The organism is Micromonospora matsumotoense (assembly GCF_900091525.1).
In the GTDB taxonomy this organism is placed as follows: Bacteria; Actinomycetota; Actinomycetes; order Mycobacteriales; family Micromonosporaceae; genus Micromonospora; species Micromonospora matsumotoensis.
Genome location: NZ_FMCU01000019.1, coordinates 129,693 through 148,915, shown reverse-complemented (window position 1 = coordinate 148,915; position 19,223 = coordinate 129,693). Strand labels below are relative to the sequence as shown.

The window sequence follows — 19,223 nt, the reverse complement described above, 5'->3', positions numbered from 1 at the left end:
GACCGTAACACCGACCGGTCCCGGGAACGTGAGCGAGAGCCGCGATTGCCGGCCGCCGCGGGGCCGGGGAGTGATGCCGGCGTACACCGGTATGCCTGTCAGTCATGTTTATGCCTGTCAGGTATACCGCTCTCCGGACATGGTGTGGGTCGCCGCCGCCGCGCCCGGAGGGGCGAGGTGAGGGTCGCCGCCGCGCCCGGAAGGGCGGTGGGTCGCCACCGCCACGACGGGGGACGGCGGGCAGGACGGGGGACGGCGGGCAGGACGGGGGACGGCGGGCAGGACGGGGGACGGCGGGCAGGACGGGGGACGGCGGGCAGGACGGGGGGTGGCGGGCAGGACGGGGGGTGGCGGTCACGACGGAGCCGCGCGGGAGGGTTCGACCCTGCCCGCGCGGCCCCGAACGGGACGGTCAGCAGCGACCGACCATCGTCTTGACGTCGTAGGTGGTGTTGACCCAGGTGTCGGCCACGTAGCCGGTCACGCCCGTCGCCGTGTTGGTGATCCGGTCCCAGGTGGACGACGGCCAGTAGCCGCCGCTGACGTACTCGCCGAAGGTGTAGCAGGCGATCTTCACGGTGGCGCCGTAGTTGACGGAACCGGCGATGCCGTAGGTGGTGCCCGGCCCGGTGCGGATGTTGAGCGAGGGGTTGGCCAGGATGGTGCCGGTCACGCCGACCGGCGGATCGCCGCCGCCGAGGCGGGCCACGGCGGCCTGCGCGGCGGACAGATAACCGGCGTACGCCCCGTTGTTGTACGTCGACCAGGGCTGCCAGTTGCTGCCACCGCTGGAGATGTTGTAGGCGGCGTTGGCGTTGCACTGGGCGGTGTACGCGCAGGTGTCGTTGACGGTGGGGTGGTAGCAGTTGTTGATCTGCCACAGCCCCCGGTCCAGCGAACCGTTGGGGCAGCCGGCGGTGGGGCCGTTGCTGCCGACCGCCGACGGGTTGCAGGAGGACTCGGCCATCGCGACGGCCACGGCGGTGACCAGTGGGTTGTTCCGGAACCCGGCGGCATACGCGACCTGGGCGCACAGGTCGATGCCGACCGCGTTGACGCCCACCCGACTGGCCTTCGCGCCGGTGGCGGGACCACCGACGCTGGCTGCCGTGGCCTGGTCGGTCGGGCGGGGGGCCGACGCGGCGTGCGCGGCCGGGCCGGCGGTGGCGGGTGCGGCGGTGGCGGGGGTGGGCACGGTGCTGACGCCGACGACGGCGACCAGTGCCAGGCCGAGGGCCAGTCGCACCCGCCGGCCGTGCCGGAGTGCGGGGAGCGGAAGGGGGAGACGCATCATGATCCTTTCGGCGGACGACCGGAGGGGAGCCGGGCCGGGTGGGGGCGTCAGCGCCCGGTCCACTCCGGGTCGGCGTAGGACCAGCCGAGGTACGGCGCACCGGGCCAGGTCAGCGAGACGCGACGGACGGTGGCCGCCGAGGTGATGTAGTTGCCGTTGCCCTCGGAGAGCATCACGTGGCCGTAGTACCCGTTGATCGACGCGGCGGCGTAGAAGACCAGCGCGCCGGCCGGCGGGGTGCCCGTGGTGCGGATCAGGCCACGCGAGTACAGCGAGTTGTAGTGCACGATCGCGGACGCGTAGCCGCTGGCGGCCCGACCGTAGGCGTGCCCGACGAAGTTGTCGCACCAGCCGTCCCACTGGTGGTTGGAGTCGCCCAGGTCCCCGTTGGTGTACGCCTGGCCGATGACCGACCGGGCCCAGGCCAGCGCACGGTCCTCGCGGGTGCCGGTGGGCGGCGGGGTGGTGGAGCACTCCGGCTCACCGGGCAGGTACTGGTTGAACCCCGGCGTGTTGGTGTAGAAGTCGCTGATCCAACCGCTGGCCGGGGAGCTGATCCGGTGCCAGACGGAGTTGCCGGAGATGTTGCGCCCGCGTACCGCGCACTCGGCGACGAACCCGGTGCCGTCGCCGAGGAGCGCCACCGAGCTGGCGTTCGCGTCGTACGGGCTGGTGCGCACCGTCAGGCCGGCGCCGCCCGTGCCGGCGACGCTGTAGCCGGAGATGCCGGCGAACGACGGCGCGGCCGTGCCCACCAGGACCACCGCCGTGACTGCGCAGGCGGTGAGGACCCGCCCGACGAGTCTCGGCAGTGCCCGACGGGGCATGCTGCCGGTGGTATCCGTACCGTTCGGCTGGTACACGCGGTTCTCCTGTCGAGAGTTCGGCACCGCCCCGGAATCGGCGCGGTGTGCCCGTCGGACGGTGACTCGTGCGATCCGGTATCCCCGGGGCGAACGCGATTTCGAGCCGTTCGGATGCGTGCCGGGCCCGACACTCCCCGTGAGATCATATTCAGCGGCACCTATCCGGCGGGTGGCTGCTCCGGGGACGATCCTGTCCTGACGCCCGCCTGTAAAGCACTGGCATGACAGACGTTGACACCAGGGTTTACGCGCAGGGGAGGGTCCATGACGGGGCGAAGCGGACGAGTCGACGGGCAGGTCCCCGGCGACGCCCGACACCACGACGGCGACGCCCGACACCACGAATTCGTCGCTGATCTCGCCCGGCTCCGACGCGATGCCGGGCAACCGTCGCTCCGGAAGATGTCCGGGACCGCCCACTACTCGCACACCGCGCTGGCGGGTGTGCTGTCCGGTGGCCGGCTGCCGTCGCTGGAGCTGACCATGGCGTTCGTCCGGGCCTGCGGCGGCGACGAGGCGGCGTGGCGGGCCCGCTGGCACCGGGAGGCCGAGCTGAGCCGGGCCGCCGAGCCCAGCACTGCCGGACCGGGCCAGCCGCCGACGCAGCCATCGACGCAGCCGCAGCCACCGATGTCGACGCCGCCGGCGTCAGAGCCGCCGGTGCCGGAGCCGTTGGCGACGCGGCGGCCGGCGGTGCCCCGGTGGGCGCTGGCCGCGACGGCCGGGCTCACCGTGCTGGTCGCCGGCTCGGTCGTGCCGCTGTTGGCCGATGCGGGCTCCCGGTCGAACCGGCAGGCGGAGCAACCGGTGGACGCGTCGATCCCGGCACCCACCGCCGCTCCACCCGCCGACGGGGCGGACCCGCAGGAGGAACGCTGCCAGGTCGACGCGGTCAGCGCGGAAACCGTCCCGGTCCCGGACCCCGACCCGAAGCAGCCGACCTATGGGAGCCTGACGCTGCGCTACTCGCCGCGCTGCCGGGCGGCCTGGCCGCTGTTCGTCTCCACCGAACGGGTCCCGACCGGGGCGACCATCCGGCTGTCCGCCACCCGCCCGTCCGACGGGGGGATCACCCGGTTCGACTACCCGTTCATGGTCAAGCGCCAGGTGTACAGCGTGTTCGGCAACGTCCTGCGGACCACCCGGGGCTGTGTGTCGGTCACCGTCGACATCACGGCGGCGGACAACCGCAGCGTGCTGGCGAGCGCACGGACCCCCTGCGTGCAGCTCGACGCCCGGACATGACACTGCCCTCCGCGCCGGGCGCGGAGGGCAGTGGTGGTGGCTCGTCAGTCAGACGTGCTGGGTCTCGGTCGTCGAGGGGTGCAGCTCGGCGGTGGTCTCCGTGACGAACCGGCCGGTGCTCGCGCTGCGGTGGACTTCCTGCTCCCCGTCACTGCCGACCTGCTCGGTCGTCGTGTGCCGAGGGTCCCGCTCAGTGGTGCTCTCCTTGACGAACCGACCGCTGCGAGCGCTGCGGTTGACCTCGTTCTCGGTGCCTGCCATGGGGGGTGACCTCCTCGGGCTACGTCAATGTGCCCCATAGACTGCCCAGCCCGCGAAGTCCGAAACACCGACGGCGGGGCACGGTCGACCGTGCCCCGCCGTCGGTACGCCGTTACTGGCCGGCCGGCTTCAGGCAGAGCACCCGGTCGACTCCGCCACCCGGCAGCACCACGTGCGGCTGGGTCGGGTCGGTGCACTTCTCCTTGGCGTCCACCTTGGAGACGACCGTGAAGGCACCCGGTTCACCGCAGCCCGCTGCGCTCGCGTTCTCGCCGGACTGCTTGACGCAGGAGCCGACGGCCGGGTTGAAGGGGGCCGGCTCGTTGTCCGAGCCGACCTTGCCGAGGAGCATCAGCAGACCCAGCGGGACGGCCAGAATGAGCACCGCCACGATCAGCACCAGGGCGAGCACCCGCCCGTTGCGTACCTTCGGGGTGGGCTGCTCGGCCTTCTGCTCCGGCTCCGGGTCCGGCTTGAACGCGTCGAAACGCCCCTGCTCCTGCTCGGGCTCCGCCGGCCAACCGGCGGGGCCGGACTGCTGACCCGCAGCCGGGAACTGCTGCCCGGCGGGCGGGAACGGTGAGGCGTACCCGCCGTGCACCGGGTCGTGCGCCGGGTGGCCGTACCCCGGCACGGGTGCGGCACCGGCCGGGGCGCCGCTGGTCGGGCCGGCGCCGTACGACTCGGCCGGCCGGTCCGTCGGCCCGTGCGGGCGGGTGCCGTTCATCGGCCGGTTGCTGCCGGCCGGGTCGGCGAAGGCCGGGATGCCGCCGCCGAACGCGGGCGGGGCGGCCGGCGGCGCGGACGAGGGCGCCTCGGCACCGAAGCCGTGCGCCCGGTCCTGGTCGTCGAACCGGGTCCGGTCCTGCTCGTCGAACCGGGAGCGTTCCGGCTCGTCGAACCGGGGCTGCTCGGCACCGTCGAACCGGCTCCGGTCCTGGTCGGCGAAGCGGGGGTCGTGCTCCGGCCGGTGGTCGTCGTGCTCCGGTGCCTCCTCCGCCGGCTCCGGGCGGGTCGGTCGCCCGTACACCCGCGGTTGCGGAACGGCCGGGCCCGCCGGACGTGCCGCCTGGTCGCTGGGGGGGACGACCCGGCTGGCCATGGGTACCGACGCACTGGCGGAGGCCCGGCCGACGGCACCGGACTCCCCGGCGTCGGCAGCCGGCACCGAGGCGCGACCGGCGCTCTCGGACTCGGGTGGGAGTCGCTGGGCGGGCAGCGCCGGGCCGGCGGGCAACTGCGGCTGCTCCGCCGCGCCCCATGCCGCTGCCTCACGGCCGGGTGACTGCTGCTCGACGGGCCCACCGAACTGGGCCGGCGGGACGTAGTCGGCCGGCGGTGCGGCGGCCAGGCTGGCCCCGGGGACGCGCTGTTCCTGCGGTGGGAGCGGCACCGCGTTGGCCGGCGAGATGCCGGGGGCCGGCCCCGGCTGGTAGATCGGCTGGTCCTCGCTGCGTCGAGGCTCCCAGCCGCCCTCGGCGGGCTGGCCGGAGGACTCGGGACGCCCCCACGCCTGCCCGGGTGCCCACGGCTCGGCGTCCGGCACGGCCGGGCGCTCGGCACCCGCCCGCTGCGGCGGGTTGTGGTCACCGGCGGCACCGGCCCAGGCGGGCGGGCCGTCCGGCGCGGCCACCGACGCGGACGCCCGCGCGGGCAGCTCCGGCGTCGCCCAGGTCGCCCCGGCCTCCGGGCGGTCCTCCCGGGAGGGTACGGAGGCGGCGCCCCGGGAGCCGGCCTGCGGCGCCGGCCACTCCTGGCCCGGCGCCGGGTCGTCCTGGTGCGGCTGCGCGTTGCGGGTCGGTGCGCCGGCCGGCCAGGCATCGAGGGCGGGCTGCTCGCGGCGGCCCTCCCAACGGGCCGTGGCGGGCTCGTCCGGTGCCCCCCACTGTGGCTGCCGGTCGTCCTCGGTGGACCAGCCCTCGGCACCCGGGGCGTTGGTCGACGACGCCTGAGCGCCCGGGTGGCCACCGGTCTCCGGCGGTGGCCACGCCGCCTGGTCCGCGGGCTCCGGCGTGGCCGGTGGTACGGGCACCGAGGCCCGGCCGGCGGAGCGGGGCGTCTCGTCGGGGTGGGCCGGCGCACCGGCGGCCCAACCGCCGGAGTTGCCCGGCGCGTCCCGGGGGTCGGCCGGCCAGCCACCTCGCGCCGGGTCGGTCCCGGCCCGGCCGTCGGCCGGCCAGCCGTTGCCCTGGGGGGTGTCGGCCCGGTCGGCCTGCCAGCCGCCGGCACCGGTCGCTTCGTCCTGCTGCGGCGCGGGCGCGGTGCCCCAGCCGTTGACGCCGGGGGTCGCCTCCTGCTGCGCGGCGTCCTGGCCCGACCAACCGGCGGGCGAGGTCGGGGCCGGATCGGCCGAAGTGGACCAACCGCCGCCGGCCGGATTGTCGGGCTGCGGCACCCGGGCGGCACCCCGGGCGCCGGCCTCGGGTTGCGCCCAGGCGGGGGCGGGCTGCTCGGACTGCGCCCAACCGGGCTCTTCGGACTGTGCCCAGGCGGGCTGCGGGGAGGGGTCGGGGTTCCCGGCGGCCGGCGCGGGGGCGGTGGCCCAGGCGGGTTGCTCAGGCTGCCCGGCCCAGGCGGGCTGCGGCGGGCCGGCGGGCGGGGTCCACGCCTCGGTGGGCGGTGTCGGCCGGGCCGGCGGGGTCCACGCCTCGGTGGGCTCGGACTGCTGCGGAACCTGCGCACCGCCCCAGGCCGCGGGCGGGGCCGGGGGCGTCCAGGACGGACCGGTCGGGTTGCCCCGGCCGGTGGGGGGTGGCGGCGCCCAGCCGAGGTCGGGCGTGGCGGGGGTGCCGTACCCGGGGTCCTGCTGCGGCTGTCGGTCGCCGTACGGCACCGGTCCACCGGAGCCCGGCGGCACCTCGTCCGGCTCCTGGCCGGGGCGGTGCTGGCCCTCGGACGTCATGGGTGCGCCTCCTCCATCACATGTCGGCCGCCGATGCCGTCCGCCCGGTCGGCCGTGTCGCCGGTGCCCGGCGGTTCGGCCGTGCGGGCTCCCCGCACGGTATCCGGTTCGCGCGCGTGGCACCCAGGGAGCACCGGCCGTCACTCCACGTCACTGGACGGTGTCGATCGGCTCTGATCCGGCGCGATCGGTGTCCAGGTCGGCGGGTGGCGACCGGAACCACCGTACCGGGCGTCGTGGCGAGGCGGAATCCCGGTCTCAGCGTGCCTGGAACGCCGATGACCCGCCCGGGGCCCGGGCGGGTCATCGATCTGGAGGAGGGAGAGAAAAGTCTGTCCCGGGTCAGCTCATGTGACGCTGGGCGATCGCGAGGATCTCCTCGCGGACTGCCGGCGAGTTGGTGGAGCGCAGCGCGTGCTCGATGGCACGGGCCCGACGGTTGGCGTCACGACGGGTGCGGATTCGCTCGATCATGCTCATGGTGTCTTTCCTTCGGCTATTCGGTTGTCAGCCCCTGATGACTCCATTGAACACCCCCTGTCGCCGATCGCCATCGATTAGTAGGTGAGCTGTAACACGGGCCTAAGGATCGTAGGTCAACGAGGGATCTGGGTCACTATTTCTTCCCCCAATGGCGGCGGCCGGTGTGCCGGGCGTTCACCCTGGGCACACCGGCCGCCGCCGGAACGTCACGGACCTCAGGTCCAGGCGAGCAACGCCGCCTCCGGGTCGGCGAGGAAGTCCCCGATGTCCCGCAGGAACTTCGAACCCAACTCGCCGTCGATGATCCGGTGATCGAAGGAGAGCCCCAGGGTGGTCACCTGGCGTGGCTTGACCTTGCCCTTGTGCACCCAGGGCAGCTCGCGTACCGCACCGAAGGCCAGGATCGCCGACTCGCCCGGAGGCAGGATCGGGGTGCCGGTGTCCACCCCGAACACCCCGACGTTGGTGATCGTCAGGGTGCCGCCGGACATGTCCGCCGGGGAGGTCCTCCCCGCCTTCGCCGTCTGCACCAGACCCGTCATCGCATCCGCCAGCTCACGCAGCGTGAGTCGGCCGGCGTCCTTGATGTTCGGCACGATCAGGCCACGCTCGGTGGCCGCCGCGATGCCCAGGTTGACGTACTCCTTGACGACGATCTCGTCGCCGGCCCAGGTCGAGTTGACCATCGGGTGCCGCCGGACCGCCAGCAGCACCGCCTTGGCGACCAGCAGCAACGGCGAGACCCGGACGTCCCGCCACTCCCGCCGCCCGCGCAGCCGGTCCAGCGCCTTCATCGCCCGGGTCACGTCCACGGTCAGGAACTCCGTGACGTGCGGGGCGGTGAAAGCCGAGCGGGACATGTTCTCGGCGGTGAGCCGGCGTACCCCCTTGACCGGGATGCGCTGCTCGCGGTCCGCGCCGAAGCTCGCGGCCGAGGTGGTCGGCGACGTCGCCGCCAGCGGCTCGGCCACCACCGTGCTCCCGTCCACCGCCCGCTGTACGTCGTCGCGCGTGATCGAACCGAGCGGACCCGACCCGGTCAGCGTGGCCAGGTCGATCCCGAGGTCCTTGGCGAACTTGCGCACCGGCGGCTTCGCCAGCACAGGGCCACCCGTCCGGCCGTTGCCGTTCACCGTCGGCGCGACCGACGCCGGAGCCGCCGCAGCGACCGACGCCGGAGCCGCCGCAGCGGCCGGAACCGGCGTCGCGACCTGGGCCGGTGCGGCCGGCCGGGGGGTGGTGGCGGGTTGCTGGGGTGGGCCGTCCTTGCGCTGCCGGCGCTTGGCCGGCCCGTTGCGCGGGCCGTAGCCGACCAGCACGGCGGTGCGCCCACCCGGGGCGACGCCGCCGATCAGACCCGGCTCGACCATGCCCTCGGCGGGCGCGACCTGCACCGCGGCCAGCGACGCGGCCGACGGGGTGGGCAGGTCCGCCGACGCGGCGGCGGTGGTCGACTCCGGCACCGGCCCGGCACCCGGGTCGGTGTCGATCGCGATGATCGGGGTGCCGACCTCGACCGTGGTCCCCTCCGGATGGAAGATCGACCGCACCTCACCGGCCCACTTCGCCGGGATCTCGACGGCCGCCTTGGCCGTCTCCACCTCGACGATCGGCTGGTTCAGCTCGATGACGTCGCCCACCTTGACCAGCCAGGCGAGGATCTCCCCCTCGGTCAGGCCCTCACCCAGGTCGGGCAGGTTGAATTCCTTGATCCGGGACATCGCGCTCACCAGCCGAAGGTGCGGTCGACGGCGTCGAGCACCCGGTCGAGGTCGGGCAGGTACTCCTCCTCCACCCGGCTGGCCGGGTAGGGGGTGTCGTAGCCGGTCACCCGCAGCACCGGGGACTCCAGGGAGTAGAAGCACTCCTCGGTGATCCGGGCCGCGACCTCCGAACCCAGCCCCAGGTTGCCGGGGGCCTCGTGGACGACCACGCACCGGCCGGTGCGCCGCACCGACTCGTAGACGGCGGTCAGGTCCAGCGGGGAGAGCGTGCGCAGGTCGACGACCTCCAGCTCCCGGCCGTCCTCGGCGGCGGCGGTCGCCGCTTCCAGGCAGGTCCGCACCATCGGGCCGTACGCCAGCACGGTCGCGTCGGCGCCCGGCCGCACCACCCGGGCGGAGTGCAGCGGGTACGCCCCGGACAACGGGGCGTCCAACTCGACCGGGCCCTTCTCCCAGTAGCGCCGCTTCGGCTCCAGGAAGACGATCGGGTCGTCCGAGGCGATGGCCTGCTGGATCATCACGTACGCGTCCTGCGGGTTGGCGCAGGTCACCACCTTCAGCCCGGCGGTGTGCGCGAAGTACGCCTCCGGCGACTCGGAGTGGTGCTCCACCGCGCCGATGCCACCGCCGTAGGGGATCCGGATCACCATCGGGATGGTGACCTTCCCCTGCGACCGGTAGTGCATCTTGGCCACCTGCGACACGATCTGGTCGTACGCGGGGTAGACGAAGCCGTCGAACTGGATCTCGCAGATCGGCCGGAAACCCCGGATGGCCAGGCCGACGGCGGTGCCGATGATGCCGGACTCGGCCAGCGGGGTGTCGATCACCCGCTGGTCGCCGAAGTCCTTCTGCAACCCGTCGGTGATCCGGAAGACGCCGCCGAGCTTGCCGACGTCCTCGCCCATGATGACGACCTTCGGGTCGTTCTCCAGGGCGCGGCGCAGGCCGGTGTTGAGGGCCTTGCCGAGGGTGAGCGTCTCCGTGGCCATCAGTGCACGCTCCCCTCGAACGACTCCATGTAGGCGCTGAACCGGGCCCGCTGGGCGTCCAGCTCGGGCGAGCCGTGCGGGTAGACGTGGTCGAACATCGACACCGGTGCCGGGTCGGGCAGTTCGAGCACCCGTTCGCGCAGGTGTACCGCCTCGGTGCGGGCCTGCTCGTCGACCTCGGCGAAGAACGCGTCGTCGGCGATCTGCTGCTTGTAGAGGAACGCCTTCATCCGGGCGATCGGGTCCTTGGCCTGCCAGGCCTCGACCTCGCTGGCGATCCGGTAGCGGGTCGGGTCGTCCGAGGTGGTGTGCGCGCCCATCCGGTAGGTGTACGCCTCGATCAGGCTGGGGCCCTGGCCGAGCCGGGCGTTGTCCAGCGCGTGCCGGGTCACCGCGTACGACGCGAGCACGTCGTTGCCGTCGACCCGGACGCCGGGGAAGCCGAAGCCACCGGCACGCCGGTAGAGCGGGACCCGGGTCTGGCGCTCCAGCGGCTCGGAGATGGCGTACTGGTTGTTCTGGCAGAAGAAGACGAGGGGGGCGTTGAAGACGCTGGCCCAGACGAACGCCTCGTTGACGTCGCCCTGGCTGGTGGCGCCGTCGCCGAAGTAGGCGATCACCGCCTCGCCGTCCTCGGTGCCGGTCTTGCCGTCCATGTGGACGCCCATGGCGTACCCGGTCGCGTGCAGGGTCTGTGCCCCGATGACGATCGTGTACATGTTGAACTTGAACTCGTTCGGGTCCCAGCCGCCCTGGTCGACGCCGCGGAACAGGCCGAGCGGCATGATCGGGTCGATGCCCCGGCAGTAGAGGACGCCGTGCTCCCGGTAGGTCGGGAAGGCCATGTCCTGGCTGCGCAGCGCCCGACCGGAGCCGACCTGGGCGGCCTCCTGGCCGAGCAGCGAGGCCCAGAGGCCCAACTCGCCCTGCCGCTGCAACGCGGTCGCCTCGGCGTCGAGCTTGCGGACCAGCACCAGGTCACGGTAGAGGCCGCGGTACTCCTCGTCGGTGAAGTCGACGCGGTACTCGGTGCCGTCCGGGCCGGTCGCGCTCTCGATCCGCTCGCCGGTGGGGGTGAGCAGTTGTACGAGTTCCGGCTCGCCGGTCGCGGCGGCTCGCCGGGACCGGGGTGTGGCTCGCCGGCCGCGGCTGGAGACCGCAGGGTCGCCCTTTGCCATCCGTCTCTCCCTGTCGTGTCTGTGCCCGAGCCGGGGGGTCACCCGTCCGCGCACAACGTGCGCCGGCCCGGCTGTTGCCGGACTGGTTCCTGGCGGCCGTGCCTAGCCCCGGTGGGGGTTGCCGCACGGCCTGAGCCGGATCCATGGGTCGAACCCGGTTCGGGAGCGTCGGCCACCAGTCACGCCTGCCACGGGGTACGCGGAGGTGCGGCTGCGTTGCCGTCGTGCCTGAATGATTGCAGAGGAGGTGAGCGGCCCCACAGTATGGCCCTCCCGCCGGTGGCGTTACGTCCGCTTCACGACGCGTGGACTTTTTGTCGCGGGGCTGCCGCGCGGTGACGGACTTTTTGTGTGTCGACACGCTGTATTGGCTGGTGAACTGGGCGTCACTGGGTCAAGCTGACCAGTGCTGGTGGGTGTTTAGCGCATAATGTCCGTTCTTGTCGGGCGACTCACCGATGATCGCGTCCAGGTCGACGAGGGAGTGCTGCGGTGTCCGAGCCAGGTGACGGTCCTCCGGTACCCCTCCTCGGTCGGCACCGGGCCGGCGGTGGCAGCTACCGACGGATGATCGGCGTCCACCGTGCCCCCGGCCCCGGCGGGCCGCACCGGGGCTACCTGTTCACCGTCGCCCTGCTCGCCGGGGCCGCCTCGATGCCGGTGCTCGCCGCGATCAGCACCGGCTCGGCCACCGTGGGCAGCACCGCGCTGCCGGACGGCGGCACCCCGTTCCTGCCCACCCCGTCGGTCGGTCCGGTCGTCGTCCCGGTGCCCGCCACCGGTCAGCCGGCCCTCCCGCCGACCGGTGCACCGCCGCCCGCTCCGGCCGCCGCTCCGGCCCCGGCCGCCGTCGACGGCGGCTCCGCCCACCGCCCCGCTCCACCCCCGCCGGCACCCACCACGCCCCGGCCGATCCGCCGGACGTCTGCGCCCAACGCCCCGTCCCACCCCACCCCCACCGCCACGCCGAGCGCGGAACCGAGCCCGAGCGCCGAGCCGACCGCGACCCTCTCCGAGCCGCCACCGGAGCCGTCGCCGACCGCGGCGCCCTCCGACACCCCCACGCCGACCCCGGAACCCACGCCGACCCTGGAGCCGACCTCCACGCCCGAGCCCACGCCGACCCCCGGGCCCACCCCGACACCGGGACCCACCGCGACGGTCGACCCCCGGCCCACCGTCACGGTCACCCTGGTCCCCACCTCACGTCCCCGGCCCACCGCGACGGCGATCCCGACCGGCACGCCCCGCCCCGGCCGCCCGGTGGACGGGGTGCGGGCCGTGCCACGCCTCGGACCGGCCCCCGCCCGCCCGTCGATCCCGCCCGCCCGTCCGTCGGCCACCCCGGTCCCCGCACCGCAGACACCCGCCGTGCCCGCGTCGCAGACCCCCACCGGACCCGCGTCGACCAGCCACGACACCCCCGACCCGGACGGTACGGTGACGGACGACGCCGCAGGTTGAGCCGCGTCGCCGCGGTGGCCCGGACGCCGCCGGTCGACCCGTCGACCACCCCGGCGTGCCGGACCGGGCGCAACGGATGCGGGGGCGGAACGCTGAGTACGCGCGACGAGGGCGGCGACCGGCCGGCGGACACCTTCCGACGCCCCCCGGCCGCCACCGATCCCGCCACCCCCGACCTGACCGGGCCTGCGCCGGTCGAGGGTGTCCCGGCCACTGTCGAGCCGGTCGTGCCGGTGGGGGTGGCGACCCGGGTGGCCCGGCTGGTGACCGAGGTGACCGCGCCGGCGGTGCTGGTCACCGGGCTGACCGTGGTGATCGGCTGGCACAGTGTGGGTGGGGCGCGTGGGTTGGTCTGGGGGCTGCTCGCCACGGTCTTCGCCGCCGGTGTCCCGTTCGCGTACATCCTGGGTGGGGTGCGGCGGGGTCGACTCACCGATCATCACCTCGGTCGCCGCGAGCAGCGACGGATGCCGCTGCTGCTCGGGCTCGCCTCGGCCGCGGTCGGGCTGGCCCTGCTCGCGGCGCTCGGCGCGCCGCGTCCGGTGCTGGCCCTGGTCGCGGCCGGGGTGGTCGGCCTGGTGGTGGCGGTGGCGGTCAGCCACTGGTGGAAGATGTCCATCCATTCCGCGGTGGCCGCCGGCACGCTGGTGGTGCTGGTGCTCACCTTCGGCCCCCGGCTGCTGCCGGCCGTGCCGCTGCTCGCCCTGGTCGGCTGGTCCCGGGTGCGGCTGCGCGACCACACCGTCGCGCAGGTCGTGGTGGGTGCGTTGGTGGGCGGGCTGGTTGCCGGGCTGGTCTACGCGCCGCTCTCCTGAGCCTCCGCTGCCGGCCGTGCGGCCGGCAGTAGTGCCCGGCGAGCCGGTGTCCCACCAGGTGCCGGTGCCGGTCGGACCGGTGACAGGTGGCCGGGCTGCGCATCGACCGGTCGGAGCCTCGGGCCCGGCGGGCGGTTCAGGATTCGGGGCGGAGCATGGGTGGGTGGAGCCGGGTGGCCGGGCCCCGGCGGAAAAGCTGGGCGGGTCGTCCCCGGTCGCCCTCGGTGGCCCGGCCGGCGGGGCTGACGAAGCCGGGGGTGCCGGTGACCTTGCGGTGGAAGTTGCGCGGATCCAACCGGGTGCCCCAGACCGTCTCGTAGACGGCCCGCAACTGGGCCACGGTGAACTCCGGTGGACAGAAGGCGCTGGCCAGCGGCGTGTACTCCAGCTTTGCGCGGGCCCGTTCCAGGCCGTCGGCGACGATCCGGTCGTGGTCGAAGGCGAGCTGGCCGGGGGTGAGCCGGGTGACCGGCACCCACGCGGCCGAGGCGGCGTCCGAGCCGGCCACCGGGGTGGGCAGGTCGGGCAGCAGGGCCAGCCAGGCCACGGTGACCACCCGTCCACGCGGGTCGCGGTCGGGCCGGCCGTACGTGCCGAGTTGTTCGAGGTGGCCGGCCGGTTCGGGTAGCCCGGTCTCCTCGGTCAGCTCCCGGACGGCGGCGTCGGGCAGGTCCTCGTCGATGCCGACGAAGCCGCCCGGCAGCGCCCACCGGCCCCGGTCCGGCGGGATGCCCCGGCGGACCAGCAGCAGGTGCAGCTCGTCGGCGCGCACGGTGAGCACCACCAGGTCCACCGTCACGGCGAAGGGCGGGTAGTCGGTCATCTCTTTATCACCACCTTGACGATAAGGTATCAGAGAGGTTATCGTCGAGACGACGAAAAAGGGGAGGGCGCGAGACATGGCCGACGTGACGAGACGACTCTTCCTGCGCCACCTGCGCGGGACACCGACCAACTGGGTGCGGCTGCACGTCGACGGGCGGGTCCGCCGGGAGGGGACCGGCCAGTCGTTCTGGTACCGGCCGCTGACCGCCGTGCTGAGCGAGGTGCCGGTGGACGACCGGGAGCTGCCCCTGCTCTTCCACGCCCGCACCGGCGACTTCGCCGACATCACCGTCCAGGCCACCGTGACCTACCGGGTGGCCGACCCGACGCTGGCCGCCGCCCGGCTCGACTTCTCGATCGACCCGCGCACCGGCAAGACCCGGTCCCGACCGCTCGACCAGGTCGCCACGCTGCTGGCCGAGCTGGCCCAACAGCCCGCCCTCGACCTGCTCGCCCGGGTCCCGCTGGCCGAGGCGCTGACCACGATCGCCCCCATCCGGGAGGCGGTCTCCGCAGCGCTCGACACCGAGCCCCGGCTCGCCGACATCGGGGTGGCCGTGGTCAGCGCCCGGGTGGTCGCCGTGCGGCCCGAGCCCGAGCTGGAACGCGCCCTCCAGACCCCCACCCGGGAGGCCGTGCAGGTGCAGGCCGACCGGGCCACCTACGCCCGCCGGGCGCAGGCCGTCGAGCAGGAACGCGGCATCGCCGAGAACGAACTCCAGAACAAGATCGAGCTGGCCCGCCGGGAACAGCAGCTCGTCGAGCAGCACGGCGCGAACACCCGCCGCCGGGCCGAACTCGACGCCGCCGCCGAGCTGGCCACCGCCCACGGCAAGGCGGAGCGGGAGCAGGTCGCCAACGCCGCCGCCGCCGAACGCGCCCAGGTGCTCGCCACCGCCGAAGCAGAGAAGGAACGACTGCTCGCCGCCGGTGCCGCCGACAAGGAGCGGCTGCTCGCCCTGGCCAAGGCCGAGACGGTACGCGCCGTCGGCGCCGCCGAGGCCGAGGCGGAGGCGGCGAAGCTGGCCACGTACGCCACCCTGCCGCCGGGGGTGCTGCAAGCCCTCACCGTCCGGGAACTCGCCGGCCAGCTCCCGCCGATCGGCCAGCTGACCGTCACCCCGGACCTGCTGGCCGACCTGCTCGGCCGGCTCACCGGGCCGACCGGGACGGTCGACCGGTGAGCGGCACACTGACCCCGCGGGTGGTGGTGGTCCGCCGCCGCAGCGAGCTGGAGGAACTGCTCGCCCGGCACGGCACCCGGGCGGCGGCCCAGTGGTACCTGCGGGCCCGGGGTCGGGACCTGGCCGAGGTGGTGGACCGGCACGAGGCCCTCCAGGCGGCGCTGACCGCCGTCGGGGCCGCCGTCCCGGCCGACTGGCGGCGTGGCACGGTCGACCGGGACGACCTGCCCCGGTTCCTGTTCGGCCCGGAGGACGTGATCGTCGCCGTCGGCCCGGACGGCCTGGTCGCCAACGTGGCGAAGTACCTCACCGGGCAGCCCGTCGTCGGCGTCGACCCGGAGCCGGGCCGCAACGCCGGGGTGCTGGTCCGGTGCACCGGCGACCAGGTGGCCGGGCTGCTGCCGGCGGTGGCCGCCGGAGCCGCGCCGCTGCGGCACCGGGCCATGGTCCGGGCCACCCTCGACGACGGGCAGGAGCTGGTCGGCCTCAACGAGGTGTACGTCGGGCACGCCTCCCACCAGTCGGCCCGCTACCTGCTCGACGTCGCCGGGGACGGCCGGCCCCGGCGGGAACGGCAGTCGTCCTCCGGGGTGGTCGTCGGCACCGGCACCGGGGCCACCGGCTGGTGCGCCTCGATCGCCCGGGACCGACCGGCCGCCGCCCCGCCCCCCGCCCCGGAGGAGCCGGCCCTGTGCTGGTACGTGCGGGAGGCGTGGCCCTCCCCGGTCACCGGGGTCGAGTTGGTCGCCGGCCGCCTCGACGGCACCGACGCGCTGGAGCTGACCGCCGAGTCCGACGGCCTGGTGGCGTTCGCCGACGGGCTGGAGGCCGACCGGCTGGCGCTGCGCTGGGGCCAGCGGGTACGCCTCGACGTCGCCCCCGGCCGGCTGGCCCTGGTCGAGCCGTGAGCGTCGGACACCCCCGGTCGTGTGGGCCCGCGCCGGACCCCGGCCGCCGGCCACCCCGGATCGGACCCGGACCGGGCTGACCCGGCAGGGCGTCGGCGCGTTCCCGGGGCGACGACTCCCCGGACCGTCAGGGGGTGTCGTCGCCGAGACGCTGCCGGTTGGCCTCGATCCAGGCGTCCAGGGCGACCGGGTCGTCCGGGTCGATGCCGTCGGCCATCAACTGGGCCACCGCCGCCGTCGCCGGGCTGCGCCGCTCGCCTGTCGAATAGAGCCGGGCGAACTCCGGCACCAGCTCCTCGATCGCCTCGTCGGTCTGGGTGCCGGCCCGTTCGGGCAGCCCCCGCCGGCGGGCCGCGAACGCCGCCCAGGCGCGCAGCACCCGGGGCAGCAGCGCCGCGTCGTCCATGTCGAGCACGGCCCGCCGGTGCACCCAGTCGAGCAGGAACAACCCGGCCACCGCCGGACTCCAGCGCAGCGGGTCGGCGTCCGGGAAGCTCGCCGCGTGGTCGAAGAGCAGCCCCAGGCAGAAGTGCAGCGAGGCCAGCTCCGCGTCGCTGTCGAGGGTGTTCAGCCCGTGGCGGGCCGCCTCGCGGGACGCCAGGAAGGCCCGGACCAGCGTGGTGCGCTCGTCGGTGCTGAGCGGCTGGGCGTCCCAGCCGGCGGTCCCGGCGCTCGCCTCGGGCAGCACCGCCAACCGCGCCCCGACCAACGCCCGGTCGGTGGCGAGAGAACCCTCGGCGGGCAGGTCACCGAGGTCGTCGGTGATCGCCAGGTGGCGGCCCACCTCGCCGTGCATCCGGGCGGGGTCCTCCTCCCGGAACCAGGTCAGGTCGTCGTCGGCGCACATCTGCCGGACCTGCTCCAGGATCCGCTCGGCCGGCCCGCCCACGAAGACGTCCTTGGTGATGCCGATGTTGTGGTCGACCAGTGCCACCAGGGCGTGCTCCGGGCCGCCCAGCTCGTCGTCGTAGGCGAAGGTGGCCAGATAGGAGGTCTGGTCGCCGTACACGTCGCCGTACGACCAGGTGCCGGTGAGGTGGACCCGGCCGAGCTGGCCGGCCCAGGCCGGGGCCTGCGCGCCGGGGCGGACCTTCGCCGCGCCCTCGGCGTCCGGCACCAGTGCGGCAAAGACCTGGCGGATGGTGGTGGCGGCGGCCGTCCGGCGACGGGAGGTGGCGGCGAGGAAACCGGAGACGAACTCCCGGACCGCCGCCTCCCGGTCGGTCTCGGCGATCGCGTAGACGCTGCCCAGCAGCGCCGTGCCGAGCATCTCGGCGTCGAGCGCGCAGTCCAGCCTGGTCACGTCGCGGGCCGCGGAGAGCACCGCGTCGTAGGGGGTCTTTGGCGTGGCCATGGCACGACCCTACGCCGCCGCGCCGCCCCGGACACCCGCGCCGGCGGCGGCGATCAACGGGTGGCGTCCTGCCAGGCGCAGCGGGCGAGGGCGTACCGGTCGAGGAGGGCCCGGACCGGGATGAGGACGTACTCCGCGCCGACCCGGGCGACCGCCTCGGTGAGCCGTTGCTCGGCCCGCTGCCGGGCCCGTCGGGCCGCCCAGCGGATCACCGGCCGGGTCACCGCGGCCAGCAGCAGGCCGGCGAGCAGCCCACCGAGCAGGAGTACGGTCGGCAGCGGGGTCTCACCCACCCGGGGGTAGTCCAGCGCCGGCAGCCCGAGGGCGCGCAGCGCGTAGCCGAGCACCAGCCAGCCCAGCCCGGCCAGGGCGGCGAGGGTGACCAGCCACTGGAGGGCACCCACCAGTTGCCACCAGAACGGCCGGCGGTCCATCCCCAGGTCGGTGCCGGCGACCGCCCCGTCCAGCGCGTCCGGCAGGTCGGCCAGCCGGGACCGGGCGGCGGCGGTCACCGCGGCCGGCCAGGGCGCCGGCAGCTCCCCGCCGGACCGGTCGCCGACGGCGCGGATGGCCAGCCCGAGGGCGGACTGCTGGGCGGCCGTCGGGTCGGGCAGCGAGGTGGCCGCGAGCAGGGGCTCCGGGGCCTGCGGATCGGTCGTCGGGCCGGGCAGGTGCAGCCGGCGCAGCGGGTCGGGGCGCAGCTTGCGCCAGCCGCGTACCAACGGCCAGCCGGTGGTCCCGGCGGCCCGGTGCCGGTACGCCCCCTCGACCGCGCCCGCCACCGCCGGCACCCCGGCGGCCTCGGCCAGCGCCCGGTCCAGGGCACGGACCGTCCCGGCGTCCGGGACGTGCCCCGGGGCCTCGACGGCGACCAGTTCACCCAGGGCCGCCGCCACCGTGTCGGCGTCGCCGGAGAGCCGGCGCAGCGCGGCCTGCCGATCCGACACCGCCCGTTCCAGCGCCTCCCGCAGCCCGGTCATCCCGTCCGGCTCGACCGCCGTGGTGGCCAGCAGCGGCACCCCGTCGAGCCCGTCGACGTCGAGCAGCCGCCGCAGGTCGGCGAGGACCCGGGGCAGCTCGGCCGGGGGCAGCCGGTCGGCCTGGTTGAGCACCACCACCGTCACCTCCCGGTGCCGGTGGAACTCGCGCAGGTAGCTGTTGTGGATCACCCGGTCGGCGTACTTCTGCGGGTCGACCACCCAGACCACCAGGTCGACCAGGCCGAGCAGCCGGTCCACCTCCAGCCGGTGGGACCGCTGCACCGAGTCGAAGTCGGGCAGGTCGAGCAGGATCAACCCGTGCAGGGCCGACTCGTCGTCGCCGTCCAGCGCGCTCTCCCGGACGAACCGGTGCCGGGGCAGCACGCCGACCCAGTCGAGCAGCCGGTTGCCCCCGTCCAGCGGCCCCCAGACGCAGGCGTGCGCGACACCGGTGGTGGGCCGGCGGACCCCGACCGGGGAGAGTTCCATCTGGGCCAGGGAGTTGAACAGGCTGGACTTGCCACTGCCGGTGGCGCCGGCCAACGCGACCACGGTGTGGTCCCGGGACAGCGACAACCGGGTGCCGGCCCGTTCGACCAGGGTGTGCGCGCCGACCAGCCGGGTGTCGGGCACCTCGCCGTCGACCGCGTCGAGGAACCGGCGGATCGCGTCGAGGCGGGCCACCAGGGCATCGGCGTCGACACGCTGGTCACCCCGGAGCGCTTCGCGCATCCGGCCGACGATGTTG

Annotated in this window: 16 protein-coding genes; 5 read left to right on the top strand and 11 right to left on the bottom strand. The window is 74.7% G+C overall.

Annotated elements, in window-relative coordinates; translation table 11 throughout:
* Positions 1 to 412: 412 nt before the first annotated feature.
* Both GA0070216_RS27915 and GA0070216_RS27910 read right to left on the bottom strand, forming a co-directional pair.
* Positions 413 to 1,291, bottom strand: coding sequence for a transglycosylase SLT domain-containing protein (locus GA0070216_RS27915; RefSeq protein ID WP_091252255.1), 879 nt, complete (start codon positions 1,289 to 1,291; stop codon positions 413 to 415).
* Between the two features lie 50 nt (positions 1,292 to 1,341).
* Positions 1,342 to 2,121: a hypothetical protein gene (locus GA0070216_RS27910; RefSeq protein ID WP_245722768.1), complete on the bottom strand. Its 780-nt coding sequence runs from the start codon at positions 2,119 to 2,121 to the stop codon at positions 1,342 to 1,344.
* 303 nt (positions 2,122 to 2,424) lie between these two features.
* On the opposite strand from GA0070216_RS27910, the gene GA0070216_RS27905 reads away from it, so the two are divergent.
* Positions 2,425 to 3,405 (top strand): DUF2690 domain-containing protein, encoded by a 981-nt coding sequence (locus GA0070216_RS27905; protein WP_091252251.1) that lies wholly within the window; start codon positions 2,425 to 2,427, stop codon positions 3,403 to 3,405.
* A 48-nt stretch (positions 3,406 to 3,453) separates the two neighbouring features.
* Here the strand turns inward: GA0070216_RS27905 and GA0070216_RS27900 are convergent, their stop codons facing one another.
* The 6 genes from GA0070216_RS27900 to pdhA form a co-directional block, all read right to left on the bottom strand.
* Positions 3,454 to 3,666, bottom strand: coding sequence for a hypothetical protein (locus tag GA0070216_RS27900; RefSeq protein ID WP_091252249.1), 213 nt, complete (start codon positions 3,664 to 3,666; stop codon positions 3,454 to 3,456).
* 112 nt (positions 3,667 to 3,778) lie between these two features.
* The gene (locus GA0070216_RS27895) at positions 3,779 to 6,568 is read right to left on the bottom strand and encodes an LppU/SCO3897 family protein (RefSeq protein WP_091252247.1); all 2,790 of its coding nucleotides are present in this window, start codon (positions 6,566 to 6,568) and stop codon (positions 3,779 to 3,781) included.
* A gap of 342 nt (positions 6,569 to 6,910) precedes the next feature.
* Positions 6,911 to 7,048, bottom strand: a complete 138-nt coding sequence (locus GA0070216_RS34760) for a hypothetical protein (RefSeq protein ID WP_176739167.1) — start codon at positions 7,046 to 7,048, stop codon at positions 6,911 to 6,913.
* A gap of 218 nt (positions 7,049 to 7,266) precedes the next feature.
* Positions 7,267 to 8,772 (bottom strand): dihydrolipoamide acetyltransferase family protein, encoded by a 1,506-nt coding sequence (locus GA0070216_RS27890; protein WP_091252244.1) that lies wholly within the window; start codon positions 8,770 to 8,772, stop codon positions 7,267 to 7,269.
* A 5-nt stretch (positions 8,773 to 8,777) separates the two neighbouring features.
* Complete coding sequence (locus GA0070216_RS27885) at positions 8,778 to 9,767, bottom strand: alpha-ketoacid dehydrogenase subunit beta (RefSeq protein WP_091252243.1); 990 nt, start codon at positions 9,765 to 9,767, stop codon at positions 8,778 to 8,780.
* The gene (gene pdhA, locus GA0070216_RS27880; RefSeq protein WP_091252241.1) at positions 9,767 to 10,945 is read right to left on the bottom strand and encodes a pyruvate dehydrogenase (acetyl-transferring) E1 component subunit alpha; all 1,179 of its coding nucleotides are present in this window, start codon (positions 10,943 to 10,945) and stop codon (positions 9,767 to 9,769) included. The genes GA0070216_RS27885 and pdhA overlap by 1 nt, the downstream gene beginning before the upstream one ends.
* A gap of 492 nt (positions 10,946 to 11,437) precedes the next feature.
* Here pdhA and GA0070216_RS34755 point away from each other — a divergent pair, with 492 nt between their 5' ends.
* Both GA0070216_RS34755 and GA0070216_RS27870 read left to right on the top strand, forming a co-directional pair.
* Entirely contained in the window at positions 11,438 to 12,409 is a 972-nt protein-coding gene (locus GA0070216_RS34755; protein WP_091252238.1) for a hypothetical protein, read from the top strand.
* Positions 12,406 to 13,224 carry a phosphatase PAP2 family protein gene (locus GA0070216_RS27870; RefSeq protein ID WP_425413201.1) on the top strand — a complete coding sequence of 273 codons (819 nt, stop codon included), beginning with the start codon at positions 12,406 to 12,408 and terminating at the stop codon, positions 13,222 to 13,224. Before GA0070216_RS34755 ends, GA0070216_RS27870 begins: the two co-directional genes overlap by 4 nt.
* Before the next feature lie 136 nt (positions 13,225 to 13,360).
* Here GA0070216_RS27870 and GA0070216_RS27865 read toward each other — a convergent pair whose 3' ends face one another.
* Positions 13,361 to 14,047, bottom strand: coding sequence for an NUDIX hydrolase (locus GA0070216_RS27865; protein ID WP_176739166.1), 687 nt, complete (start codon positions 14,045 to 14,047; stop codon positions 13,361 to 13,363).
* A 76-nt stretch (positions 14,048 to 14,123) separates the two neighbouring features.
* On the opposite strand from GA0070216_RS27865, the gene GA0070216_RS27860 reads away from it, so the two are divergent.
* Both GA0070216_RS27860 and GA0070216_RS27855 read left to right on the top strand, forming a co-directional pair.
* Entirely contained in the window at positions 14,124 to 15,233 is a 1,110-nt protein-coding gene (locus tag GA0070216_RS27860) for an SPFH domain-containing protein (protein ID WP_091252233.1), read from the top strand.
* Positions 15,230 to 16,141 (top strand): NAD(+)/NADH kinase, encoded by a 912-nt coding sequence (locus tag GA0070216_RS27855; RefSeq protein ID WP_091252231.1) that lies wholly within the window; start codon positions 15,230 to 15,232, stop codon positions 16,139 to 16,141. The genes GA0070216_RS27860 and GA0070216_RS27855 overlap by 4 nt, the downstream gene beginning before the upstream one ends.
* Before the next feature lie 127 nt (positions 16,142 to 16,268).
* On the opposite strand, the gene GA0070216_RS27850 is transcribed toward GA0070216_RS27855, so the two are convergent.
* Both GA0070216_RS27850 and GA0070216_RS27845 read right to left on the bottom strand, forming a co-directional pair.
* Positions 16,269 to 17,495 (bottom strand): hypothetical protein, encoded by a 1,227-nt coding sequence (locus tag GA0070216_RS27850; RefSeq protein ID WP_091252228.1) that lies wholly within the window; start codon positions 17,493 to 17,495, stop codon positions 16,269 to 16,271.
* 53 nt (positions 17,496 to 17,548) lie between these two features.
* Positions 17,549 to 19,207 carry a GTPase gene (locus tag GA0070216_RS27845; RefSeq protein WP_091252292.1) on the bottom strand — a complete coding sequence of 553 codons (1,659 nt, stop codon included), beginning with the start codon at positions 19,205 to 19,207 and terminating at the stop codon, positions 17,549 to 17,551.
* Between the last annotated feature and the right edge of the window lie 16 nt (positions 19,208 to 19,223).

Bases quoted from the DNA above. Each gene is read 5' to 3' on its own strand.
- GA0070216_RS27915 (WP_091252255.1), bottom strand. From the start codon at position 1,291: ATGCGTCTCCCCCTTCCGCTCCCCGCACTCCGGCACGGCCGGCGGGTG.
- GA0070216_RS27910 (WP_245722768.1), bottom strand. From the start codon at position 2,121: ATGCCCCGTCGGGCACTGCCGAGACTCGTCGGGCGGGTCCTCACCGCC.
- GA0070216_RS27905 (WP_091252251.1), top strand. From the start codon at position 2,425: ATGACGGGGCGAAGCGGACGAGTCGACGGGCAGGTCCCCGGCGACGCC.
- GA0070216_RS27900 (WP_091252249.1), bottom strand. From the start codon at position 3,666: ATGGCAGGCACCGAGAACGAGGTCAACCGCAGCGCTCGCAGCGGTCGG.
- GA0070216_RS27895 (WP_091252247.1), bottom strand. From the start codon at position 6,568: ATGACGTCCGAGGGCCAGCACCGCCCCGGCCAGGAGCCGGACGAGGTG.
- GA0070216_RS34760 (WP_176739167.1), bottom strand. From the start codon at position 7,048: ATGAGCATGATCGAGCGAATCCGCACCCGTCGTGACGCCAACCGTCGG.
- GA0070216_RS27890 (WP_091252244.1), bottom strand. From the start codon at position 8,772: ATGTCCCGGATCAAGGAATTCAACCTGCCCGACCTGGGTGAGGGCCTG.
- GA0070216_RS27885 (WP_091252243.1), bottom strand. From the start codon at position 9,767: ATGGCCACGGAGACGCTCACCCTCGGCAAGGCCCTCAACACCGGCCTG.
- pdhA (WP_091252241.1), bottom strand. From the start codon at position 10,945: ATGGCAAAGGGCGACCCTGCGGTCTCCAGCCGCGGCCGGCGAGCCACA.
- GA0070216_RS27865 (WP_176739166.1), bottom strand. From the start codon at position 14,047: ATGACCGACTACCCGCCCTTCGCCGTGACGGTGGACCTGGTGGTGCTC.
- GA0070216_RS27860 (WP_091252233.1), top strand. From the start codon at position 14,124: ATGGCCGACGTGACGAGACGACTCTTCCTGCGCCACCTGCGCGGGACA.
- GA0070216_RS27850 (WP_091252228.1), bottom strand. From the start codon at position 17,495: ATGGCCACGCCAAAGACCCCCTACGACGCGGTGCTCTCCGCGGCCCGC.
- GA0070216_RS27845 (WP_091252292.1), bottom strand. From the start codon at position 19,207: ATGCGCGAAGCGCTCCGGGGTGACCAGCGTGTCGACGCCGATGCCCTG.